This is a genomic window from Methylosinus sp. DMC45 (assembly GCF_056313885.1).
This window is the reverse complement of sequence record NZ_JBQUZK010000045.1, coordinates 163,683-186,192: the sequence shown is the minus strand read 5'-3', so window position 1 is coordinate 186,192 and position 22,510 is coordinate 163,683. Positions and strand designations below refer to the sequence as shown.

Below are 22,510 nucleotides of genomic sequence, written 5' to 3'. Positions count from 1 at the left end.
GACGTTCGCGGCGCGCTCTGCAATCGAAACGTCGTTCATGTGTCACGAAACGGCAGCACGCGGCGCCTAGCTTTCTCGCCATGCTGCTCGCTTCGAACCGTCGCCTCTCACTCGAACGTCTCGTTCTCGCCGAGACGCTGCTCCTCTGGCGCGAGCGCCTGCTGCGCGCCGATCTCGCAGGCGTGCATTTTCTGGCGCGCTCCACGCAATTCACGCTGGGCCGAATGCTCGCGATCACGATCAGCAAGCTCGGCAATGGATGGATCTATCCGATCCTCGCCACGGCGATCTTCTGGCTCGTCGGGCGCGAGGCCTGGCCGGTGATCGCGCTCGGCGGACTCAACGCCGCGCTTTTGCACACGCTGTTTCCGATCATCAAGAAGCGCATCGGACGCAAGCGCCCGTTTCACGAGGATCCGCGGCTGACGTCGCTTCTGAAGATACTCGACGAGCATTCTTTTCCAAGCGGCCATATGATGACGCTCAGCGGCGTGCTGGCGCCCATCGTTCTCGCTTGGCCTTCGGCCGCCGCTTCCGCCGCCGCGCTCGTGCTATCGATGGCGTGGTCGCGCATCGCCACGGCGCATCACTATCCCAGCGACGTGCTCGGCGGGCTGACAATGGGCGTCGCCATGGGCTATCCGCTATCGGCCTGCATTCTCGGCCATTGGTGATCGCCGCGCGAGCGCTTCGAGCGCCCGCTCCAGCGAGCTTTTTTCCTCATGCGCGTAAATCGCCGTCTCATCGGCGACCTTCGTTCCGAGCGCATGCTCGAACGCCTCGCGATTGGCCGCGGCCGATAGCTCGCGGCGGCCGCCTTCGCCGAGATTGGACTGGAAGATTCCGGCCGCGCTCACCGGCAGAAAATCTTCATAGGTGATCGGCTCCGCGACGAGCGCGCCTTCGCGCAGCAGAGTCTCGACATCGCTGGATCCGGCCGAGCGCTTATCGCCCGGCGCATAACGGAAGAAGGCGAGGCCCTGCGTGCGCACTGTCGCGGCGTCGTCGGGAAAGGCGGAGAAGCGGCGCTCCAGCTCGGCTCGATAATCGCTGATCGCGCCATCGCGCGGCGGATTGGCGGCGAGCGTCTCGGCGAGCAATCGATCATAGAGCGCGCGGCCCTTCGCCGTGAGCGCGGCGCCGCGCTGCTCGATCTCGCCGAAGCGCGCACGATGCTCGCCACGCGCTTCGTCGCGGCCCGCGAAGCGCACCGGCTCGGCGATGGCCTTGAAGCTCGTCTGGCGCAGCAGAATCGGGAATTGGCGTTGCGGCGGGCCTTCGACGATGGATTTCGGATCGAGCCCGCGCTCGGCGAGCGCCTTTTGCACAGCGTCTATGTCGAGCGTCGGCAGCGTCAGATGATTGATATGCGGACCGTGGAAGCAGACGACGTCGGCGACGAGCGGATGCGCCTTGCGATAGGCCTCATAGACGCCGGCGGTGACGGTCGCCTCGCCGCGCCAGCGAAACGTATGCAACGCCTCATGCACGAACTCGATCGCCAGCGCTTCGCCGAGCCCGCCATTGGCCTCGAAGATCTCGATGAGATGCAGGCAGCGCGGCGTGAAGATGCGCCGACGCGCGAGAATCTCCTGCGCCTCGCGGCGAAGATCCTCGCCCTCGATCAGCTCGGGGCGCAGAAGCGAGGTGAAGATGCGGAAAGGGCAGCGCCCGATCGACTCCGTCTCGACAGGCCGAAAGCAGGTGGAATGCACCGGCACGCCGGCGGGCGTGAGATCGTAATAGCCGACCGGATACATGCCCATGACGGCGAAGAGCCGCCGCAATCCCGCGAGCTCTTCCGGCCGTCCGACGCGAATGGCGCCGTGGCGCTCGACTCCGATGAGATCGAAAGCGCCGGAGCGGCGCAGCCGCGCCTCCAGCGCAGGATCGCGCGCCAGCGCCTCGCCGTCGATCTCGCCGACGACGCGCGTCATCTCCTGATAGCGCGGCACCTCGTCGCGATACATTTGCGTCATCGCCGCGGAGAAGATCGAGCGGATCGTATCGGCGGGAACATGGGTCTCGGTCATGTCGGACTCCTCGAGATCGATCGGCGCGTGAGTCACACGTCGAAGACGACGCCCTGCGCGAGCGGCAGAGCGCTCGAATAATTGATCGTGTTGGTCGCGCGGCGCATATAGGCCTTCCAGGAATCGGAGCCCGCCTCGCGGCCGCCGCCGGTCTCCTTCTCGCCGCCGAAGGCGCCGCCGATCTCGGCGCCGGACGGGCCGATATTCACATTGGCGATGCCGCAATCGGACCCTTCCGCCGAGAGGAAGCGCTCCGCCTCGCGCAGATCGGTGGTGAAGATGGACGAGGCCAAGCCATGGCTCACATCGTTCTGCATATGCAGCGCCTCGTCCAGCTCGCGATATTTCATCGCATAGAGGATAGGCGCGAAAGTCTCGCGGCGCGAGACCGGCGCCGGCTCGGCCAGCTCCACCAGCGCCGGCCGCGCATAGTAAGCGTCCGGCCGCTCCTGCGCGAACAGGCGCTGGCCGCCATAGACTTTTCCGCCGATCGTCGCGGCTTCGTCCAGAGCGTGTCGCATCGCGCGATAGGAATCGCCGTCGATGAGCGGGCCGATGAGCGTCTTGCCCTCGCGCGGATCGCCGACCGGCGCCGAGGCATAGGCGAGCGAGAGCCGTCCGATCAGCTGATCATAGACCGACTCGTGCACGATGAGGCGGCGCAGCGTGGTGCAGCGTTGGCCGGCCGTGCCCATGGCGGCGAAAGCGATGGCGCGCACAGCGAGATCGAGCGGCGCCGACGGACAGACGATGGCGGCGTTATTGCCGCCGAGCTCGAGAATGGAGCGTGCGAAGCGCTGCGCGAGCCGCGGCCCGACGGCGCGCCCCATGGCGGTGGAGCCAGTCGCCGAGACGAGGGCCACGCGACGATCGTCGACGAGCTTCTCGCCGAGCTCGCGCCCGCCGATGACGAGAGCGGAGAGTCCTTTGGGCGCCTCGCCGAAACGCGCCAGCGCGCGCTCGAACAGCGCATGCGTCGCGAGCGCCGTCAGCGGCGTTTTCTCGGACGGCTTCCACACCAGCGCGTCGCCGCAGACGAGCGCTATGGCGGCGTTCCAGGCCCATACGGCGACCGGGAAATTGAAGCTGGAGATGATTCCGACGACGCCGAGCGGATGCCATGTCTCCATCATGCGATGGCCGGGGCGCTCGGTCGCGATCGTGAGACCGTAGAGCTGACGCGACAGGCCGACGGCATAGTCGCAAATGTCGATCATCTCCTGCACTTCGCCGCGCGCTTCGGAGACGATCTTGCCGGCCTCGATCGTGATGAGCTCGGCGAGCTCATTCTTCGCCGAGCGCAATTCCTCGCCGAAGAGGCGCACCAATTCGCCACGCCGCGGCGCCGGAATATTGCGCCATTTGCGATAGGCGGCGTCGGCCTCGCCGATCGCCAAATCTAAAGCATCGCTGTCTTTTGTTTTTGCTCTGGCGATGACTTCGCCGGTAATCGGCGTTCGCACCGGCAAATTTCCATCACGGAATAGCGCGGACTGAACAGTAATTTGAAAGAGCAGCTCTTCAGCTCTCGCCGCGATATCGTTTGTTGTTGCACATGATTCCATAGCTGTGCTTCCCATCTCGCCGTTTTGCTGCTTTATTTGTCTCGCAAATAGCTCGTGTTCGATGTATTTGCAACGCGAACGTCGGAGCGGCGTAACGACGCGCTCCACGAGAGAATGGCTCGCCGAGGCTTCGCGTCCCGTGAGCCGCCGATCGCCCGCACTGATGCAAATCGTCGAGGCGACGCCCACATAACGAAGCAGCGAGGTCATTCGTTCATGAACGCCAACGTCAAGTCCGTCGACAATCCGCATCGCGCGCGCAATTACGCGCCGCTTCCGATCACGCTCTCGCGCGGCGAAGGCGCCTTTCTGTTCGATGTGAATGGTCGCCGCTATGTCGATATGATGAGCGCCTATTCCGCGGTGAGCCACGGCCATGCGCATCCGCGCATTCTGAAAGTCCTCACCGAGCAGGCGCAGCGTCTCGCCGTGCCGTCGCGCGCCTATTACGACGATCGTCTCGACGCTTTCCTCACCGAGCTGTGCAATCTCACCGGCCTAGACGTCGCGCTGCCGATGAACACCGGCGCCGAGGCGGTGGAGACCGCGATCAAGGCGGCGCGCCGCTACGGCCGCCGCGTGCGCGGGCTGAAAAATCCCGAGATCATCGTGGCCAAAGGCAATTTCCACGGGCGCACCACGACCATCGTGGGCTTCTCCTCGGAGCCGGCCTATCGCGATGATTTCGGTCCCTATGGCGGCGGCTTTCGCGCGGTTCCTTACGGCGATCTCGCGGCGACGGAAGCGGCGATCGGGCCGGACACGGTCGCGATAATGGTCGAGCCCGTGCAGGGCGAGGCGGGCGTCATCGTGCCGCCGGTCGGCTGGCTCTCCGGCCTGCGCGCGCTCTGCGACGCGCGCGGCCTGCTGCTCATCGTCGACGAAGTGCAGGCGGGATTGGGGCGCACCGGCGCCTGGTTCGCGTTCCAGCACGAGAATGTGAAGCCCGATGGCGTCATGCTCGGCAAGGCGCTCGGCGGCGGCGTGCTGCCCGTGTCCGCTTTCGTCGGCACGCGCGCGCTGATGGATATGTTCACGCCCGGCTCGCATGGCTCGACCTTCGGCGGCAACACGCTCGCCGCGGCGGTAGGGCTCGAGGCGCTGCATGTGATGCGCGACGAGAAGCTCGTCGAGCGCAGCGCGAGCCTGGGCGAGCATATGCTGCGCCGTCTGCGCAACATCGACAGTCCCGCGCTGCGCGACGTGCGCGGCAAGGGCCTGTGGGCGGGCGCAGAGATCGATCCGCGCTACGCCACCGGCCGCGAGGTCTGCGAGAGCCTCTGCGACAAGGGCGTGCTCTCCACCGTGACGCATCACAGCGTCGTGCGCCTGTCGCCGCCGCTCGTCATCGCGCGCGAGGATTTGGATTGGGCGCTCGATCGCTTCGAGGAGACGCTCGCCGAATTCGTCGAGCGCGCGCGTCCGGCCAAGCGCGCTCTGGCGAGCTGATCGCCGCCTGTCATCATTGCGGCGCCGGGACAGAGCAGTCTCGGCGCCGTCTTCATGTCGGGAAACGAAAGGACTCGCGATGACGCAGCCGCATTCCATGTTCGAGCCCGCGCGCGCGCCGCGCGAGGAGCGGCGCCAGCGCGTGCTGATGTGCGCGCCGGATGATTTCGACGTGCGCTATGTCATCAATCCCTGGATGGAGCATCAGATCGGCCGCACCGCGCGCACGCTCGCGCGCGAGCAATGGCAGAATCTGCGCGCGCTCGTCGCCGAGAGCGCCGAGGTGGAGCTGATCACGCCGGCGGCGGGCCTGCCGGATATGGTGTTCACCGCCAACGCCGGATTCGTGCTCGGAAGCACGGCCGTCGTCAGCCGCTTTCGCGCCGAGGAGCGGCGGCCGGAGGAGCCCTTGTTTCGCGCCTTCTTCGAGGCGCGCGGCTTTCGCGTCGCGGCCTGGCCGGAGCATGTTCCCTTCGAAGGCGCGGGCGACGCGCTCATCGATCGCGGCGCCAATGTCGTCTGGTGCGGCCATGGCATGCGCTCGGCCGAAGAGGCGCCGGCGGCGCTGGAGCGCATCGTGTCCCGCCGCGTGATCGGCTTGCGGCTGATCGATCCGCGCTTCTATCACCTCGACACTTGCTTCTGCCCGCTCGCGGGCGGCTGGCTGATGTTTTATCCGCCGGCTTTCGACGCCGCCTCATGCGCCGCGATCGAGACGATCGTTCCGCGCGAGAAGCGCATCGAGATCGACGAGGCGGATGCGATGCGCTTTGCCTGCAACGCTGTCGATCTCGAAGGCCGCCTCGCGCTGAACGACGCCTCGCCGCATCTGCAGCAGCGCTTGCGCGCGGCGGGCTTCGCGCCCGTCGTCACGCCGCTCTCGGAGTTCATGAAGGCGGGCGGCGCCGCCAAATGCCTCACGCTGAAGCTTTCAGAGGATTAGAGTGTTTTCGAGCGAAGTGGGAACCGGTTCGCGTGAAGAAAACACCGTAGAATAAGGGAATCTAGAGTCTTTCCGGTTCATTCTGAACCGGAAAGACTCTAGCCGTCGGCGTCTCGCCGCACGGAATGGTCATGGTGAATGTCGCGCCGGCGCCGAGCTGCGAATCGGCCTCTATGCGCCAGCCATGGCGCTCGCATGTGGATTTGCACAGAGCGAGGCCGACGCCCGCGCCGGGATATTGCGTGAAGCTGTGGAGCCGGCGCAGCGGCTCGAATATGGCCTCGGCGTATTTCGGCTCGAAGCCTATGCCGTCATCGGCGACCGAAAGGGCGAGCTCCGGCTCGCGCCGAAGGAAGAAGCGAATATTCGGCGTATGGCCGGGCTTGCGATACTTGATCGCATTGGAGAGCAGGCTCGAGAGGCAGCGCTCGAATTGCGGCTTGTCCGCCTCTATCAGCACGCCCGGCGGAACGGCGACAGAGATTTGCGCCTGCGTCTGGCGGATCAGCTCGGAGAAATCCGAGACGACGGCCTCGATCTCACGGCGAATGTCCAACGTCTCCAGCCGCGGCGGCGTCGAGACCTGCCGCGAGAAGGCGAGCAGACCGTCGACCAGCTGGCGCGCGCGCAGCGCCGAGGCGCGCGCCACCTCGCCCGCATGCGCGGCCTCCGCGAGATCGCCCTTGGCGATCGAGGCGGTGACGATATCGGCGAAGGCGGCGATCTTGCGCAGCGGCTCCTGCAGATCATGCGAGGCGATATAGGCGAAGCGCGCCAGACGCTCATTGGCGAGCTGAAGCTCCTCGGCGCGCTCGACGAGCTGACGCTCGATCTCCTTGTGATGCGATATGTCGAACACCGTCACGGCGACGTAGAGACGTCCGTCCTCGCGGATCGGCGCGAGGCCGAGATGAATGGGAAATTCGACGCCCGATTTCTTGCGCGCGCGAACATCCCTGTCGACGCCGAGCAGAATGCGGCGCGGCGCCTTGTAATACTCCTCACGCAGGCCTGGGTGACGGACGCGCACGTCATCCGGCAGCAGCATATCGACGGTGCGGCCGACGAGCTCCTCGGCCGAATAGCCGAACATGTCCTCGGTCGCGCGATTGACATAGAGAATGCGATCGTCGGCGATCAGAAAGCGCGCGGCGAAGGCGGATTCGACGATCATCTTCAGCTGTGCGGGCGTCGCATGCATTGGCGCTGACCATGCGCTGTTCCTTCGGCGCCTCTATATGGGAGAGCGCCTCACGTGGCGCGAGAGGGCTGCGGCTTTTGGCCGTCGATCAGAGCCTTCAGCGCGTCGAGATCGATCGGCTTGACGAGGTGGAAATCGAATCCGGCGGCCTCGCAGAGACGCCGCACATCATCGCCGCCGGAGCCGGTGGAGGCGATGAGGAGAAGATCCCGCCCTTCCGGCGCGGCGCGCAGCCTGCGCGCCGTCTCATAGCCGTCCATGATCGGAAGGCCGAGATCGAGCAGAGCGACATCGGGCTTGAAGCTCTGCGTCAGCTCGAGCGCGCGCATTCCGTCGCTGGCGACGCCGACCTCGTAATTCTCGAGACGCAGCAGCTCCGCCATGGCCTCGCACACGGCCGCGTCGTCATCGACGATCATGACCTTGCGCCGGCTCGTCTTCGTCTCCGACGGAACGGCGCGCGCGCCGTCCAGAACGTCGCGCACCTTGCGCGCCAGCCGATCGATCGAATAGGGCTTCACGATCAGCTCAACGCCGGGGTCCAGCACGCCATTGTGGACGACGGCGTTGGGCGTGTAGCCGGTGGTGAAGAGTATCTTCAGATCGGACCGGCGCTTCCACGCCTCCTCGGCGAGCTTGCGGCCATTGGTGTCGGGCATCACCACATCGGTGAACAGCAGCGAAATATTCGGATTGACCTCGAGCTGGCGCAGCGCGGCGGCGGCGCTCTCTGCGGCCAGCACGCTATAGCCGAGCTCGGCGAGCGTGTCGGCGGTGAGATCGCGCACGCGCGTATCGTCCTCGACGATGAGGATCGTCTCGCTCTTCTCGCTGCGCGGCGCGGTGCGCGCAGGCGGCGTGGATGTGGTCGTCGCGCTGGCGGGGCCGTGATGGCGCGGCAGATAGAGCTTGACCGTGGTGCCGAGCCCCTGCTCCGAATAGATGCGGACATGCCCGCCCGACTGGCGCACGAAGCCATAGACCTGGCTCAATCCGAGCCCGGTGCCGCGCCCGGCGGGCTTGGTGGTGAAGAAAGGATCGAAGGCGCGCGCGACCGTCTCGCGGCTCATGCCGGTTCCAGTGTCGGTGACCGCGATCAGCACATATTGGCCGGACGGTATGCCCACCTCGCGCGCGGCATATTCCTCGTCGAGATAAGCGTTGCTCGTCTCTATGGTGAGCGCGCCGCCTTGGGGCATGGCGTCGCGCGCATTGAGCGCGAGATTGAGGATCGTCGTCTCGAGCTGGCTCGTATCCGCATAGGCGCGCCACAGGCCGCCGGCGAAGACCGCCTCCAGCCGCACATCCTCGCCCAGCGTGCGGCGAAGCATCTCGGCCATGGACGAGACCATCTTATTGGGGTCGATCGGCTCCGGCGCGAGCGGCTGGCGCCGCGAGAAGGCGAGCAGACGATGCGTCAGCGTCGCCGCATGCTCGGCGCCTTCCAGCGCGCTGTCGAGATAGCGCAGCGTCTCCGCCGGATCGGTGGAGAGGCGCCGCTTGGCGAGATTGACGCTGCCGATGACGACGGCGAGCATATTGTTGAAATCATGCGCGAGCCCGCCGGTGAGCTGGCCGATCGCCTCCATCTTCTGCGATTGGCGCAATTGCTCGGCGAGCTGCTCGCGCTGCGCCGCCTCGGTGGAAAGGGCGGCGTTGACGTCGCGCAGCTCCGATTGCGCCGCCGCGATCTCCTCGAGCCGTCCGCGCAGCACGGCGATAGTCGCCGCGCCGATGAGAATGGTGATGGAGATGGCGAGCGCCGCGCCGGCGCGCAGCAGCGAGCCATTCGTCTCCACGCCGCGCGATTGCGCGTCGATCAGCTGCTGCTGGCGAGAGGTCTTGTCGTCGAGGCCGACGCGCAGCTGCTCCATGAAGGCCTTGCCGGAGCCGGCGCGCACGATGGCCACGGCGTCCTCATGCCGACCGGCCGCCTGCAGCTCCACATTCTTGGCCATTTCGGCGAGCTTCTCATTGGCCAGCGCGCGCAGCATCTCCAGCGCATTGCGATCCTCGCCCGGCTCGCTCACGCGCAGCAGAGCGTCGAAATCCGCGCTCACGCGCGCCTTGGCGGCGTCGAAAGGCGCGAGATAGGCCGCGTCATTGGTCAGCAGATAGCCGCGCTCCGCGGATTCGGCCTCCTGGAGCCGATCGAGTATGTTGTGATGAATCCGCTTCTCGCCGATGAGCTGCCGCACGTCGCGATAGTCGGTCGCCTGCTTGCCGACGAAAGCGAAAGCGGCGAACAAGGACGCCGCGAGAATGGCGAAGCCGGCATAGAGAAACGACGACGTATCGATGAATTTGCTGCGCATGAACATCCTCTCGGCGCAATGGCGGATCGTCCGCTCGCCGTGAGCGGCCGCCTCCCGTCCGGCCCGAAATGTGGCTGAAGCCGCCGCGCGCTTGTCGCGGCGCCGCGAAATTCCCAAATCTCATGGTTGGCGCGCGGCCCGATCGCCGCTAGCCTGAACTCTCCACGGGGCCCTCTCCTCTCCTCACGGCCATGCATCTGTCGCACCTTTTTCATCCGGCGGTTACGGCATGGTTCGCCGATCATTTCCGCAATGCGACGCCGGCGCAAGCGGAAGCTTGGCCCCAAATCAAATCCGGCCGAAATATCCTGATCGCCGCGCCCACCGGCTCCGGCAAGACGCTGGCGGCTTTTCTCGCGGCGATCGACGATCTCATCCGCCAGGGCCTCGCCGGGACGCTGCCGGACGAGACCCGCGTCGTCTATGTCTCGCCGCTCAAGGCGCTGTCCAACGACGTCAGCCGCAACCTCGAGGCTCCGCTCGCCGGGGTGCGGGAGAAGCTGAGACAGGCCGAGCTGCCGGACGTCGATATTCGCGTGGTCGTGCGCACCGGCGACACGCCCACCGCCGAGCGCGAGCGAATGCGCAAGCGCCCGCCGCATATTCTCGTGACGACGCCCGAATCGCTCTATGTGCTGCTCGGCTCCGAATCGGGCCGCAAGGCGCTCGCGACGACGCGCGCCATCATCGTGGACGAGATTCACGCCGTCGCGCCCAATAAGCGCGGGGCGCATCTTTCGCTCTCGCTGGAGCGGCTCGCCGCGCTCTGTGGCGATAGTCTCCAGCGCATCGGCCTCTCCGCCACGCAGAATCCCATTTCCTCGGTGGCGCATTTTCTCGTCGGCGCGGGATCGGTGGCGGCGCCGGCGCGCGAGCCGGGAATCGTCGATTCCGGCCATCACCGCGCCCGCGATCTCGCCATAGAGGTTCCCGGCGCGCCGCTCGAGGCGGTGATGTCGGCGGAAGTGTGGAGCCAAGTCTACGACCGGCTCGCCGAGCTGATCGCCGAGCATCGCACCACGCTCGTCTTCGTGAACACGCGCCGCCTCGCCGAGCGCATCGCGCGGGAGTTATCGGATCGTCTCGGCGAGGAGGCCGTCACCTCGCATCACGGCAGCATGGCGAAGGAGCATCGCCTGCTCGCCGAGCAGCGGCTGAAGCGCGGCGAGCTCAAAGCCTTGGTGGCGACCGCCTCATTGGAGCTCGGCATCGACATCGGCGATGTGACGCTGGTCTGCCAGATCGCCTCGCCGCGCTCCATAGCGAGCTTTCTGCAGCGCGTCGGGCGCTCCGGCCATGTCGTCGGCGGCCTGCCCAAGGGGCGGCTGTTTCCCTTGTCGCGCGACGATCTCGTCGAATGCGCGGCGCTGCTCGACAGCGTGCGGCGCGGCGAGCTGGACCGGCTCACCATTCCGCATCGCCCGCTCGACGTGCTCGCCCAGCAGATCGTCGCCGAGGTGGCGGCGCAGGAGTGGGGCGAGGCCGAGCTCTTCGAGCGTTTCAAGCGCGCCTGGCCCTATCGCGCATTGGAGCGCGCCGAATTCGACGATGTGGTGAAAATGCTCGCCGAGGGCTATGCGACGCGGCGCGGCAGGCGCGGCGCGCTGCTGCATCACGATGCGGTGAATCACATTCTGCGCGAGCGGCGCGGCGCGCGCATGACGGCGCTCACCTCCGGCGGCGCCATCCCCGAGACCGCCGATTATCAAGTGCTGCTGGAGCCGGAGAATCACATCGTCGGCACGGTGCATGAGGATTTCGCCGTGGAGAGCATGGCCGGCGACATTTTCCAGCTCGGCAACGCCTCCTATCGCGTGCAGCGTGTGGAGCGCGGCACATTGCGCGTGGAGGATGCGCAGGGCCAGCCGCCGACCATTCCCTTCTGGCTGGGCGAGGCGCCGGCGCGCGCCGACGAGCTGTCCTTCTCCGTCTCGCGCCTGCGCGGCGAAATCGCCGAGCGTCTGCGCCGAGACCCCAGCGGCGGCGAGGCGCAACGCTGGCTGATGGAGGAGGTCGGCGTCGCGCCGCCCGCCGCGGAGCAGCTGGTCGAATATCTCGCCGGCGCGCTCGGCGCCTTCGGCGGCGTGCTGCCGACGCAGGATTGCCTCGTGCTGGAGCGCTTCTTCGACGAGGCGGGGGGAATGCAGCTCGTCGTGCATTCGCCCTTCGGCGGGCGCATCAATCGCGCCTTCGGCCTCGCATTGCGCAAGCGCTTCTGCCGCAAATTCAACTTCGAGCTTCAGGCGGCGGCGACGGAAGACAACATACTGCTCTCGCTCACCACGGCGCACAGTTTCGAGCTGGCCGAGGTGGCGAAATATCTCCACTCCAACAGCGTGCGCGGCGTGCTGGTGCAGGCGATGCTGACCGCGCCCATGTTCATGACGCGCTGGCGCTGGACGGCGGGAATCTCGCTCGCTCTGCCGCGCTTCCAGGGCGGCAAGAAGACGCCGCCGCAATTTCTGCGCATGCAGGCGGAGGATCTCGTCGCCGCCGTCTTTCCCGATCAGATCGCCTGCGCCGAAAATCTCGCCGGCGAGCGCGAGGTTCCCGACCACCCGCTGACCAACCAGACGATTTGGGATTGTCTGCACGAGGCGATGGATATCGAAGGATTGGAACGCCTGCTGCGGCGCATGGAGTCGGGCGAGGTGAGCGTCGTCGCCTGCGACCTGACCCAGCCTTCGCCGCTGGCGCTGGAGGTGCTGTCCGCGCGGCCTTACGCTTTCCTCGACGACGCCCCGCTCGAGGAGCGCCGCGCGCAGGCGGTGATGGCGCGACGCTGGCAGGACCCGCAGAGCGCCTCCGACCTCGGCCGGCTGGACGCGGAGGCGATCGAGCGCGTGAAGTCCGAGGCCTGGCCCGAGCCGATCGACCCGGAGGAGCTGCATGACGCGCTGCTGTGGATCGGCTGCCTCACAGAGGCGGAGGTCGCCGCCGCGCCGGACTGGGCCAGCTGGCTCGAGGCGCTGGCCCGCCAAAAGCGCGCCACGCGTTTCGAGGCCGGGGCGGCGAGCTTCTGGGTCGCGGCGGAGCGGCTGACGCAATTTCACGCGCTCTGGCCCGAGGCGCGGCTCGCGCCGAAGATTTCGCCGCCCGACAGCGAGGCGCCGGCGCTGTGGTCGGCCGAGCAGGCGCTGATCGAAATCTTGCGCGGCCGGCTCGAGGGGCTGGGGCCGGTCACGCAGACGGGGCTCGCCGCGGCGCTCGGCCTCGAGCCTACGAGTCTGACGACCGCGCTGGTCGCGCTGGAGGCCGAGGGCACGATCATGCGCGGGCGCTTCCTGCCCGGCGCCAATGATGAGCAATGGTGCGACCGCCGCCTGCTGGCGCGCATCCACCATTACACGATCAAGCGCCTGCGCGCGGAGATCGAGCCCGTTGCGGCGCGCGACTTCCTGCGCTTTCTCTTCGATTGGCAGCATGTCGCCGAGGAGGCGAGGCTGAAAGGGCCGGAGGCGCTGACCGCCGCTCTCTCGGGCCTCGAGGGATATGAAGCGCCGGCGGGCGCCTGGGAGACGGAAATCCTCCCGGCGCGCCTCGCCGATTACGAGACCGGATATCTCGACTCGCTCTGCCTCTCCGGCCGCATCGCCTGGGCGCGGCTGACGCCGCCCGCCGCCGCCAAGGGCGCCCGCATGGTCTCGCCGATCAAAAGCTCGCCGATCGCTCTCTTGGAGCGACGAAGGCTCGCCGATTGGACCTCGATCGCGACGCCCGCCGAGCCGCCGGCGCTGAGCGGCCGAGCGCAATTGGCGCTCGAGACGCTGCGCGCCGAGGGGGCGCTGTTCTTCGAGGAGCTGGTCGACGCCTCGCGCCTGCTGCGCTCCGAGCTGGAGACGGCGCTGGGCGAGCTGGCCGCGCTCGGCCTCGTCACCTCGGATAGTTTCGGCGGGCTGCGCGCGCTGCTCGTGCCCTCCGAGAAGCGCAAGCCTTTCGACGGCGCACGGCGGCGCGGCAAGGTGCTTTCCTTCGGCATGGAGAGCGCCGGGCGCTGGTCGCTCATTCGCCGCGCCTATGCGGCTCCGGGCTCGCAAGCGCGTCACGCTTGCGTGGAGCACATCGCTCAGGCGCTGCTGCGCCGCTATGGCGTCGTCTTCTGGCGCCTTTTGGCGCGCGAAGGCGGCTGGCTGCCGCCCTGGCGCGATCTGCTGCGCGTCTATCGACGGCTCGAGGCGCGCGGCGAAATTCGCGGCGGACGTTTCGTCGCCGGCTTTTCCGGCGAGCAATATGCGCTGCCGGACGCCGTCGGCCTGCTGCGCGAGATTCGCCGCCGGCCGGCCGACAGGCGATATGTGTCGCTGTCGGCGGCCGATCCGCTCAATCTCATCGGCGTGCTGACGCCGGGCGGCAAGCTCGCCGCGCTCACCGGCAATCGCCTGCTCTATCGCGACGGCCTACCCATAGCCGCGCTCGCCGGCGGCAAAATCGAGTTTCTGACGAGCGTCGACGAGGCGACGCGATGGGAGGCGGAGAAACGCCTCATCCGCTCTGCGGCGCGGGGACAGCTCGCCGATCTGGCGTAACGTCAGACCTTCTCGCCATAGCGCATCACGCGCACTTTCTCGAGCGTGACCAGCCCGCCGCTCATCATCGCATCGAGCGTCGGCAGAAAGGCGTCGATCTTCTCCTCCTCGTCGACGATCTCTATGACGATGGGAAGGTCTTCCGAGAGGCTCAAAATCTTCGTCGTGCGCATCCGGCTGCTGTGGCCGAATCCCGCGGGGCCGCGCAGCACGGTGGCGCCGGCGAGATGCAGCGCGCGCGCCGTCCGCACGATCGCCTCATGCAGCGGCCGCCCTTCGAACTTCTCGTCCTCGCCGATGAAGATGCGCAGCAGAGTCGCGTCTCGAGGCAATTGCATCGTCAGGCTCCTTTCAGCGCGTTGAGATGAGCGGCGGCGACATGTCCGAGCCAGACCGCGAAAAGGCAGAGCCCGAACGACAGGCCGATATTGGCGAGCGCGGCGAAGGCCTCGCCGCCGCGCGCCAGATTGAGCGTCTGCAGGCCGAAGGAGGAGAAGGTCGTATAGCCCCCGCATAGGCCGATCATCACGAATTGGCGCGTCTGCGCGTCGACGAAGAGACGGCCGTCCCCCGGCGCCGTGAGCGTCGCGAAAAAGCCGATGGCGAAGCAGCCGGAGACGTTCACGATCAGCGTGCCCCAGGGAAAGGCCTCGCCGAAGCAGCGGGAGATCGCTCCCGAGAGCCAATAACGCGCGACGCCGCCGATCGCGCTGCCGATCATGATGAGAACATAGATCATCGCGAGCCTTTGCCTGTCAGAGATTCGCGCGAGGCCGACCGCGGCCTCGCGCGGCGCGAAGCTTATTTTGCGCTCTCCTTGCTCGCCTCCTCGAGATGCGAGAGCGCTTCCTTCGCCTGCGCGGTTCCCGCTTCGGCGTGGTTGGCGCGCCCTTCCTCTATCGCCGCCTTTATATGGACGATGGCCTCGGCGAGATGCGGATTGGGCTTGAATTTCTGCAGGCCCTCGGCTTTCTCGAGCGCGAGATCGGCGTGATAGGAGAGCAGGCCGGTGTCATGCAGCTTGCCGCCCTGGGTGATCGCCTCATTGACGTGATAGATCGCCTGGTCCAGCCGGTCGTCGGCGCGCGCGAGCGTCGACCCGAGAAGTGCGACGAGGCCGAGGCTCGCGGCGAGCCCGAATGCGCGAATATTCATCTCACTCTCCTCTTCCAACCATTGCGGTCGGGGTTTCGGATTCGATTTTTCGTCGCCGGCCGCGCCGATGCGGCGCAGCCGACGCACGCGGTCATTCGAATCTCATTCGATAGGCCGTGACCGCCCGGCCATGGGCGCGCGCCTCGGCGCGACGAAGCTCGATCAGCGCGGCGCCGGCTGCGCGTTCGATGGATGGAATTGGAAGAAACGGAGAAACCGCGGCGCGCTGACTCATGACGGACCCCTGCCGAGCGAATAGATCGCTCTCTCCGACGATCGGTCGACCGTCGGACATAAGCAGGAGTCATCAGCCTTTGCGGCGGTTGAAGGGGGACCCCATCCCCCGGCCGCACGCGCGAGCGGCGGCCTCGGCGAAATTGGTATCTGAGCAATGAGACAGCGTCAAGAACGGGCTGGAGCAGAGCATTGCGCGCGAGGCCGCTCGCGCGAAGCCATGCCGAAAGCGCTTGCGCGGGCGGGCTCGAATGGCTGAAAAGAATTCATGCGTCTTCGATCCGACTTTTTCGTCTCCGCCCTCATCCGCCGCGCCGAGACGGCCGGCTCCGTCGCCATGCTGCGCCGCCGCGGCTCCGAGGAAGCGGGCGCGATCTTCGTGAAGATCGACAGGCTGGATGGACGCGCGGCGCTGCTCGGGCCGGCGCCGCAGAGCGTGGATTTGCCGGAGGGCGTCGATCGCCTGTTCGCGCGTCTGCACGCCGACGAATGGGTGACGCCGCTGGAGGCGGAGGAGCGCGTCCGCAAGGAGATCGCCTTCGACCCAGATCTGTGGCTGGTCGAGATCGAGGATCGCGAGGGCAAGAGCTTCGTCGACATAGCGGCTCGAGCGGCGTGATCCGATCGATACGCCCCGCTCGAGGCGAAGACGCGCCGGCGATCTGGCGCGTCATCGGCCCGACCGTCCGCGCCGGCGAGACCTATGCGCTCGATCGCGACATGACCGAGGCCGACGCCCTCGCCTATTGGCTGGGCGCGGATCGCGAGACCTTCGTCGCGGAAGACGACGAAGGGAGGATCGTCGGCTCCTATTATTTACGCGCCAATCAGGCCGGCGGCGGAGCCCATATCTGCAATTGCGGCTATATGACCAGCGTCGAAGCGGCCGGTCGCGGCGTGCAATTCAACTTCGTCGTCGAGACGAATGTCCGCGCCATTCGCCTATGGCGCTCTTTCGATTTCGAGATCGTCGGCCGGCTGCCGCGCGCCTTCCGGCATCCGACGCAGGGCTTCGTCGACGCCTTGGTGATGTTTCGTCAGCTCGGCGCGCCGGAAGGCTGAGCCGCGCGATATTTCTCCCAGCCGGCGGCGCGCAGGCGGCAGGCCGGACATTCGCCGCAGCCATGACCCCAGTCGAAACGCTTGCCGCGCTCGCCGAGATAGCAAGTGTGGCTCTCCTCGACGATGAGCCGCACCAGCGGCACGCCGCCCATATCCTCGGCGAGCTTCCAGGTCGCGGCCTTGTCGATCCACATCAGCGGCGTGAGGATTTCGAGCTTACGATCCATGCCGAGCGTCAGCGCCGTCTGCACCGCGCGGATCGTCGCGTCGCGGCAATCGGGATAGCCGGAAAAATCCGTCTCGCACATGCCGCCGACGAGACTGCCGATCCCGCGCCGATAGGCGAGCGCCGCGGCAAAGGTGAGGAAGAGAATATTGCGCCCCGGCACGAAAGTGTTCGGCAGGCCGGAGGCGTCGAATGCGATCTCCGCCTCGCGCGTCAACGCCGTGTCGGAGATGGCGCCGAGCGCTTCGATCGAGATGGTGTGATCCTCGCCGAGCCGCTCCGCCCACAGCGGCGAGATGCGCGCCAGTCCCTCCCGCAGCACGCCGCGTTGCTCGAGCTCGACGCGATGACGCTGGCCATAGTCGAAGCCGACGGTCTCGACGCGCGCGAAACGCGAGAGCGCGAAAGCGAGGCAGGTGGCGGAGTCCTGCCCGCCAGAGAAGAGGACGAGGGCGGAGTCTGACGTCAACACGATGCCTCTATTTGGTTCGCCGCAGCGGAGCGTCAGGAACGCAGCGCCGAGAGCTTGCGAGTCAGCGCTTCGATGTCGTCGACGAACCATATGGATCGCCCAAGATTCGCTTCATAGACGAAATCGCGCGTCGATCGGCTTCGATCCGTATGAGCGGATATATCCCCGACGATCGCCAACCGAAGACTGTAGTTGACGAATTTCTGAATCGTTTCGCCCGCGATACGCGTTTCGAGGCGAAAGAAGTCTTCCGTTAGACGGGCGACCGGTATGGCCACCAAATTCGCCTGATGCTCCCAGGCCGCGCTCACAAAAGCATTGGCGTCGCGCTCGGTCTCGAGCTTTGCGCCCTCTGCGCAGCAGAGCAGCGTGCGAACGCCGTGGATGTCACGCGCGATATCCGTCATATCGCCTGCCTTCTCTAGCTTTGGGAGGCAATTTTAGCTCAAATCGCGTCTGGCGTCCTCACGCCGCCGCATTCCTCCGCCGCTCGAGGCTGGCGAATTGCGGGGCGTCGTCGTCGAATTTCGGCAGCGCGTTCATCACGCGCTCCGGCGGGAAGACCACGATCGCCTCCGTGCCTTCGCGCACTCTGGACTTCAGCTTGAAGAGGCCGCCGTGCAGATCGACGAGGCCCTTGACGATGGGCAGGCCGAGGCCGGTGCCCTCCTCGGCGTTCTTCTGCGCCAGCGTGCCGCGGCCGAAGGAGGACATGACGACGGCGATCTCCTCCTCTGGAATGCCCGGACCCGTGTCGCGGATCGCCACATATTGGCCGCCGGCGCTGGTCCAGCCGATCTTGAGCGTCACCTGGCCGCCCTGCGGCGTGAATTTGATGGCGTTGGTCAAAAGGTTCAGCACGATCTGCCGCACCGCGCGCTCATCGGCCCAAATGCGCGGGAGATCGGGCTCCTTGGCCTCGATCATCTCTATGCCGCGCTTTTGCGCGCGAATGGTCAGCAGATGGCGGCAATCCTCGACGACGCCGGCGAGCGAGACGCTCTCCTCCTTCAGCTCATAGCGGCCCGCCTCGACGCGCGAGAGATCGAGAATCTCGTTGATGAGCATGAGGAGATGCTGGCCGCTCGAGTGAATGTCCTGCGAATAGTCCTTATAGGCCGCCACCGCATGGACGCCGAACAGCTCGTTCTTCAGCACTTCCGAGAAGCCGAGAATGGCGTTGAGCGGCGTGCGCAGCTCATGGCTCATTGTGGCGAGGAAGCGCGATTTGGCGAGATTGGCCTCCTCCGCGCGGCGGCGCGCCTCGTCGGAATTGGCCTTGGCGTGCTCGAGCTCGCCGATGAGATCGTCCTTCTCGATACGGAAGAACAGGCTCTCGCGCGTCACATGGTGAAAGCGCTTGGCCAGCACGACGAAGAAGACCTGCGCCGCGCCCACCAGCGCCAGCAGCGAGAGGCTCGTATCCTCTATCCCGTCTATGCGCAGGCAGACGACGATGGCGAGCGACATGGGCGTGATCGTCGCATAGACGGCGAAGGGTATGGTCGCCGTCACCATCGTGTTGAAGGCCGCCGCCAGCATCAGCATGGCGGTGACGAAAGCCTTGGCGTTGGGATCGCTCGCCTGCAGCAGCAGCAGCGCCATCGCCGCCCAGACGAGGCCGTGCAGAAATTCTGCGGCGACGAATTTGCTGCGCCAGCCGACGACATTGATCTCGTCGTCGGAAAGACGCTCGAGCTTCTTGGCGAGGCCGTAGCACAGCAGCAGGCTGGAGAAGGCCAGCACGGTCCAGATGATGTCGAGCTCGCCCTCCATCCAATAGCGGGTGAGCGCCGCCACCATGGCGATGAGCGCCGTGGCCGGCACGGCGGAATGGATGCGGGCGGAAGCGTAGGCGCGCAAGAGGCCGACGTCGCATCCGCGATGGCCCGTGTCCGAGGTGGTGAGCTTCTCACGCGCCGCGCGCACCTCGGCGCTGCGACGACGGCGCTCGGCGACGACGCGCGGATCCTTGCCCCGGCCTCGCTCGATCATCTCGGCGGTTATGTCATTCATGATACGCTGGACCCGCAAGCAACGAAATTCTCGCCTTCGAACGGCGACCCCATAAAGGGAAACGCCGTCACGACCCTTTCCAGAAGCCGAAATAATTCTCCGCAATCTAGGCGTCAGGTCGAGCGTCGCCGATAATGGGACGGAAACGTTAACGGGGGACTCACGACATTTGTCGAATTTGATGGAATGGTCCCGCGAGGGAACGCAAAAGTGACCTTTTCCACCGAAAGCGAAACCGTTCTGGCCGCGCTCGTCGTCGATGTCGGCGCCTGCCGCATCTGCGTCGAGCGGCCGCAGGGCGCGCCTCTGCCGCATGAGCCGCGGCCGGTGCTGCGCGTCTCGCCGAGCGCGCGGCTGCTGATCGCCGGCCAGGCCCCCGGAATGCGCGTGCATCGCTCCGGCCTTCCCTTCGACGATCCGTCCGGCGACCGGCTGCGCGATTGGATGGGCGTCGACCGCGAGACCTTTTATGACGTCTCGCGCATCGGCGTCGCCGCCATGAGCTTCTGCTTTCCGGGCTATGACGCCCATGGCGGCGATCTGCCGCCGCGCCGGGAATGCGCTCCGCATTGGCACGACGCGCTGTTTTCGGCGCTGCCGCGGGTGGAGACGATTCTGGCCGTGGGCAAATATGCGCAGGCCTATCATCTGCGCCGTCTCGGCGCGCCGCCGCGGCCGGGCGCGAGCGTCGCCGAGACCGTCGGACGCTGGCGGGAGCTCGCGGCGCTGCGGCCGAGGATCATCCCGCTGCCGCACCCCTCCTGGCGCAACACGGCCTGGCTGAAGCGCAATCCCTGGTTCGCGGAGGAGCTTTTGCCGGTGGTGAGGGCGGAGGTCGCCCGGCTGGCCGGGACGGGCGGCCCCCGAAGGAGCGGAAGCGGCGCCGCTCGGCGCGGCGATATTGCTTCGCAGCGCGAAAGCTGATTAGTCCTGTCCAACGACGTAGCTCCCGAGGATGAAAGCGGGAATGAACCACTCACAACGGCCGCCGAAGCCGATCGGCGCGGCCGTCCCGGCGCCCGCCGACGCCTCGCCCGCGGATCTCGATCCCACGGATTGGGAGGCGTTCCGCGCCGAGAGCCATCGCGCGCTCGACGCCATGATCGACCATCTCGCCACGCTGCGCGAGCGGCCGGTCTGGCGCGAGCCTTCAGCGGAGGCGCGCGAGCGCTTCCGGCGCCCGCTGCCGGCCGAGGGCCAGGGCCTCTCCGCCGCGCTCGAAGATTTCGAGCGCTTCATCCAGCCCTACGCCAATGGCAATATCCATCCGCTGTTCATGGGCTGGGCGCAGGGCGCCGGCACGCCCGTGGGCATGATCGCGGAAATGCTCGCGGCCGGGCTCAACTCCAATTGCGGCGGCCGCAATCACATCGCGCTCGACGTCGAGCGGCAGATCGCCGCCTGGATGGCGGAGGCTTTCGGCTTCCCTCTGGACGCCTCCGGCGTCTTCGTCACCGGCACGTCGATCGCCAATTTCCTGTCGCTGCTGGTCGCGCGCGAGCATGCGCTCGGCGAGAAGAATGTGCGCAAGAACGGGCTCAAGGCGCTCGAGGAGCAGCTCGTCGCCTATGCCTCGAGGGAGGCGCACAACTGCGTGCGGCAGGCCATGGAGCTCGCCGGCCTCGGCGCGCGCCATTTGCGGCTCATCGAGTCGGACGGCTCTCATTCGCTGCGCATCGACGAGCTGAAGCGCGCCATCGCCGAGGATCGCGCCGCCGGTCTGCATCCGTTTCTCGTCGTCGGCACGGCGGGCGCGGTCGACACGGGCGCGATCGACGATCTCGACGCGCTCGCCGATATAGCGAAGGCGGAAGATCTCTGGTTTCACATAGACGGCGCCTTCGGCGCGCTGGCCGTTCTCTCGCCGGCGCTGAAGCCTTTGGTGAAGGGCCTCGAGCGCGCCGATTCCATCGCCTTCGATTTCCACAAATGGCTGCATGTGCCCTATGACGCGGGCTTCTTCCTCGTCCGCGACCCGGAGGCGCATCGCCGCGCCTTCGCCGCCAACGCCGCCTATCTGACGCGCGCGCCGCGTGGGCTCGCGGCCGGCGAGATTTGGCCCTGCGATCTCGGCGCCGATCTCTCGCGCGGCTTTCGCGCGCTGAAGACCTGGTTCACCATGGAAGTCTTCGGCGCGCGGCGGCTCGGCGCCTGCATCGAGAAGAGCTGCGCATTGGCGCAGCGGCTGCGCGGCCATATCGAAGCCTCGCAGACTTTCGAGATGCGCGCGCCGGTGGCGCTCAATGTCGTCTGCTTCGGCGTGAAGGACGATGACGAGAGCGGCCGGCTCAATCGCGAGATCGTGATGGAGCTGCATGAGAGCGGCGAGGCGGCGCCGTCGCTCACCCTGCTCGACGGACATCCGACGATCCGCGCGGCGATCTTCAATCATCGCACGCGCGAGACGGACATAGACGACTTCATGCAAATGCTGGAGCGCGCCGCGCAACGCGCCCGCGGCGAGCCGCCGCTCGCGCCGCTGCCGACGCCGCGCGAGGACGGCGAGCCGCTCTCGCAGGATTGAGCGCGCGCGGCGAGCTGGCGTATCGCTTGCTTTTATCGTGCGAGGAAGGCCGCCGAGGGCGGCCGCTCACGAAAGGCGGCGTTCATGAACGTCCTCGCCATCATCTCCGCCGCGACGACGCAGGACGGCCGAGCGACCGGCGTGCTGGCGCCGCTCGCCGGCGCGCCGCTGCTGGGGCGGCTGCTCGATCGTCTCGCCCATGCGGAAAAGCTCACCGGAATTGTCGTCACCACCAGCGACGAGCCGGAGGATGCGCCGATCCGCGAATTTTGCGCCGCGCGCGGAACCCCATGCCAGTCCGGCGCGCGCGACGATCTCATCGGCCGCCAGCTCGCGGCGATGGCGGCGGCCGGCGCCAAGGGCGGCGTCTCGCTCGACGCCCGCAATCCGCTCATCGATCCGGCGCTCGTCACCCAGGTCGCCGATCTGCTGCAAATGACCGATGGAATGCTGGATTGGATCGGCAACACTCTGGCGCCGGCCTATCCGCGCGGCATGGAGATCGACGGCTTCACCGCCGCCGCGCTGACCGAGGCCGAGAAACGCTGCGGCGAGCCGGAGCAACGTCGCCGCAGCCCGGCTTTTCTGCGCGAGAATGGCCGAATCTATCGCCCGCTGAGCCTGAAGGCCCCGCCGGAGGTCGCGCGGCCGGATGTGCGGCTCGGCGTCGAGAGCCTCGCCGACCTCCCGCGCATAGAGGCGATTTTTCAGAGCTTCGAGGGCCGCACGGATTTCACGCTCGCCGAAATATTGGCCGCCGCCGATCGGCTGGCGGCGCAATAGCGCGTT

Annotated in this window: 19 protein-coding genes and 1 riboswitch; of the genes, 9 read left to right on the top strand and 10 right to left on the bottom strand. The window is 66.9% G+C overall.

Features of this window, described 5'->3' with window-relative positions; genetic code table 11:
- The first annotated feature begins 80 nt into the window (after positions 1–80).
- The gene (locus ACT53T_RS13825) at positions 81–674 is read left to right on the top strand and encodes a phosphatase PAP2 family protein (protein WP_476161645.1); all 594 of its coding nucleotides are present in this window, start codon (positions 81–83) and stop codon (positions 672–674) included.
- On the opposite strand, the gene hglS is transcribed toward ACT53T_RS13825, so the two are convergent.
- Both hglS and amaB read right to left on the bottom strand, forming a co-directional pair.
- Entirely contained in the window at positions 645–2,033 is a 1,389-nt protein-coding gene (hglS, locus tag ACT53T_RS13820) for a 2-oxoadipate dioxygenase/decarboxylase HglS (RefSeq protein WP_476161644.1), read from the bottom strand. The genes ACT53T_RS13825 and hglS overlap by 30 nt on opposite strands.
- A gap of 32 nt (positions 2,034–2,065) precedes the next feature.
- The gene (gene amaB / locus ACT53T_RS13815) at positions 2,066–3,598 is read right to left on the bottom strand and encodes an L-piperidine-6-carboxylate dehydrogenase (protein WP_476161643.1); all 1,533 of its coding nucleotides are present in this window, start codon (positions 3,596–3,598) and stop codon (positions 2,066–2,068) included.
- Positions 3,599–3,814: 216 nt separating this feature from the next.
- Here amaB and rocD point away from each other — a divergent pair, with 216 nt between their 5' ends.
- Both rocD and ACT53T_RS13805 read left to right on the top strand, forming a co-directional pair.
- Positions 3,815–5,047, top strand: a complete 1,233-nt coding sequence (rocD, locus tag ACT53T_RS13810; RefSeq protein WP_018267718.1) for an ornithine--oxo-acid transaminase — start codon at positions 3,815–3,817, stop codon at positions 5,045–5,047.
- A 79-nt stretch (positions 5,048–5,126) separates the two neighbouring features.
- The gene (locus ACT53T_RS13805; RefSeq protein WP_476161642.1) at positions 5,127–5,990 is read left to right on the top strand and encodes a dimethylarginine dimethylaminohydrolase family protein; all 864 of its coding nucleotides are present in this window, start codon (positions 5,127–5,129) and stop codon (positions 5,988–5,990) included.
- Between the two features lie 61 nt (positions 5,991–6,051).
- On the opposite strand, the gene ACT53T_RS13800 is transcribed toward ACT53T_RS13805, so the two are convergent.
- Both ACT53T_RS13800 and ACT53T_RS13795 read right to left on the bottom strand, forming a co-directional pair.
- The gene (locus tag ACT53T_RS13800) at positions 6,052–7,191 is read right to left on the bottom strand and encodes a sensor histidine kinase (RefSeq protein ID WP_476161641.1); all 1,140 of its coding nucleotides are present in this window, start codon (positions 7,189–7,191) and stop codon (positions 6,052–6,054) included.
- A 50-nt stretch (positions 7,192–7,241) separates the two neighbouring features.
- The gene (locus ACT53T_RS13795; RefSeq protein ID WP_476161640.1) at positions 7,242–9,506 is read right to left on the bottom strand and encodes a response regulator; all 2,265 of its coding nucleotides are present in this window, start codon (positions 9,504–9,506) and stop codon (positions 7,242–7,244) included.
- A 191-nt stretch (positions 9,507–9,697) separates the two neighbouring features.
- Here ACT53T_RS13795 and ACT53T_RS13790 point away from each other — a divergent pair, with 191 nt between their 5' ends.
- Complete coding sequence (locus ACT53T_RS13790; protein ID WP_476161639.1) at positions 9,698–14,032, top strand: DEAD/DEAH box helicase; 4,335 nt, start codon at positions 9,698–9,700, stop codon at positions 14,030–14,032.
- Between the two features lie 2 nt (positions 14,033–14,034).
- Here ACT53T_RS13790 and ACT53T_RS13785 read toward each other — a convergent pair whose 3' ends face one another.
- The 3 genes from ACT53T_RS13785 to smbP all read right to left on the bottom strand — a co-directional run bounded on the left by ACT53T_RS13785 (position 14,035) and on the right by smbP (position 15,187).
- Positions 14,035–14,370: a DUF190 domain-containing protein gene (locus ACT53T_RS13785; protein WP_400765715.1), complete on the bottom strand. Its 336-nt coding sequence runs from the start codon at positions 14,368–14,370 to the stop codon at positions 14,035–14,037.
- Positions 14,371–14,372: 2 nt separating this feature from the next.
- Positions 14,373–14,771, bottom strand: a complete 399-nt coding sequence (gene crcB / locus ACT53T_RS13780) for a fluoride efflux transporter CrcB (RefSeq protein WP_400765714.1) — start codon at positions 14,769–14,771, stop codon at positions 14,373–14,375.
- A gap of 62 nt (positions 14,772–14,833) precedes the next feature.
- The gene (smbP, locus tag ACT53T_RS13775; protein WP_476161638.1) at positions 14,834–15,187 is read right to left on the bottom strand and encodes a small metal-binding protein SmbP; all 354 of its coding nucleotides are present in this window, start codon (positions 15,185–15,187) and stop codon (positions 14,834–14,836) included.
- A 291-nt stretch (positions 15,188–15,478) separates the two neighbouring features.
- Positions 15,479–15,540: riboswitch (Fluoride riboswitch) on the bottom strand.
- A 149-nt stretch (positions 15,541–15,689) separates the two neighbouring features.
- Between smbP and ACT53T_RS13770 the strand changes: the two genes are divergently transcribed.
- On the top strand, positions 15,690–16,040 hold the full coding sequence (locus tag ACT53T_RS13770; protein ID WP_018267709.1) for a DUF1491 family protein: 351 nt from the start codon (positions 15,690–15,692) through the stop codon (positions 16,038–16,040).
- On the top strand, positions 16,037–16,483 hold the full coding sequence (locus ACT53T_RS13765; protein ID WP_476161637.1) for an N-acetyltransferase family protein: 447 nt from the start codon (positions 16,037–16,039) through the stop codon (positions 16,481–16,483). The genes ACT53T_RS13770 and ACT53T_RS13765 overlap by 4 nt, the downstream gene beginning before the upstream one ends.
- Here the strand turns inward: ACT53T_RS13765 and queC are convergent.
- The 3 genes from queC to ACT53T_RS13750 are packed head-to-tail and all read right to left on the bottom strand — an operon-like array spanning position 16,459 to position 19,197.
- Positions 16,459–17,178, bottom strand: a complete 720-nt coding sequence (gene queC, locus ACT53T_RS13760; RefSeq protein WP_476161636.1) for a 7-cyano-7-deazaguanine synthase QueC — start codon at positions 17,176–17,178, stop codon at positions 16,459–16,461. The two genes, ACT53T_RS13765 and queC, sit on opposite strands and share 25 nt — an antisense overlap.
- A 35-nt stretch (positions 17,179–17,213) precedes the next feature.
- Positions 17,214–17,588, bottom strand: coding sequence for a DUF4180 domain-containing protein (locus tag ACT53T_RS13755; RefSeq protein ID WP_476161635.1), 375 nt, complete (start codon positions 17,586–17,588; stop codon positions 17,214–17,216).
- A gap of 58 nt (positions 17,589–17,646) precedes the next feature.
- A complete protein-coding gene (locus tag ACT53T_RS13750; protein WP_400765705.1) occupies positions 17,647–19,197 on the bottom strand; it encodes a sensor histidine kinase in 1,551 nt (516 codons plus the stop codon).
- 210 nt (positions 19,198–19,407) lie between these two features.
- Between ACT53T_RS13750 and ACT53T_RS13745 the strand changes: the two genes are divergently transcribed.
- From ACT53T_RS13745 to ACT53T_RS13735, 3 genes are all read left to right on the top strand, one after another.
- A complete protein-coding gene (locus ACT53T_RS13745) occupies positions 19,408–20,121 on the top strand; it encodes a uracil-DNA glycosylase family protein (protein WP_476161634.1) in 714 nt (237 codons plus the stop codon).
- A gap of 43 nt (positions 20,122–20,164) precedes the next feature.
- Positions 20,165–21,721: a pyridoxal phosphate-dependent decarboxylase family protein gene (locus ACT53T_RS13740; RefSeq protein ID WP_476161633.1), complete on the top strand. Its 1,557-nt coding sequence runs from the start codon at positions 20,165–20,167 to the stop codon at positions 21,719–21,721.
- 84 nt (positions 21,722–21,805) lie between these two features.
- Entirely contained in the window at positions 21,806–22,504 is a 699-nt protein-coding gene (locus ACT53T_RS13735; RefSeq protein WP_476161632.1) for a glycosyltransferase family protein, read from the top strand.
- Positions 22,505–22,510: the final 6 nt, after the last annotated feature.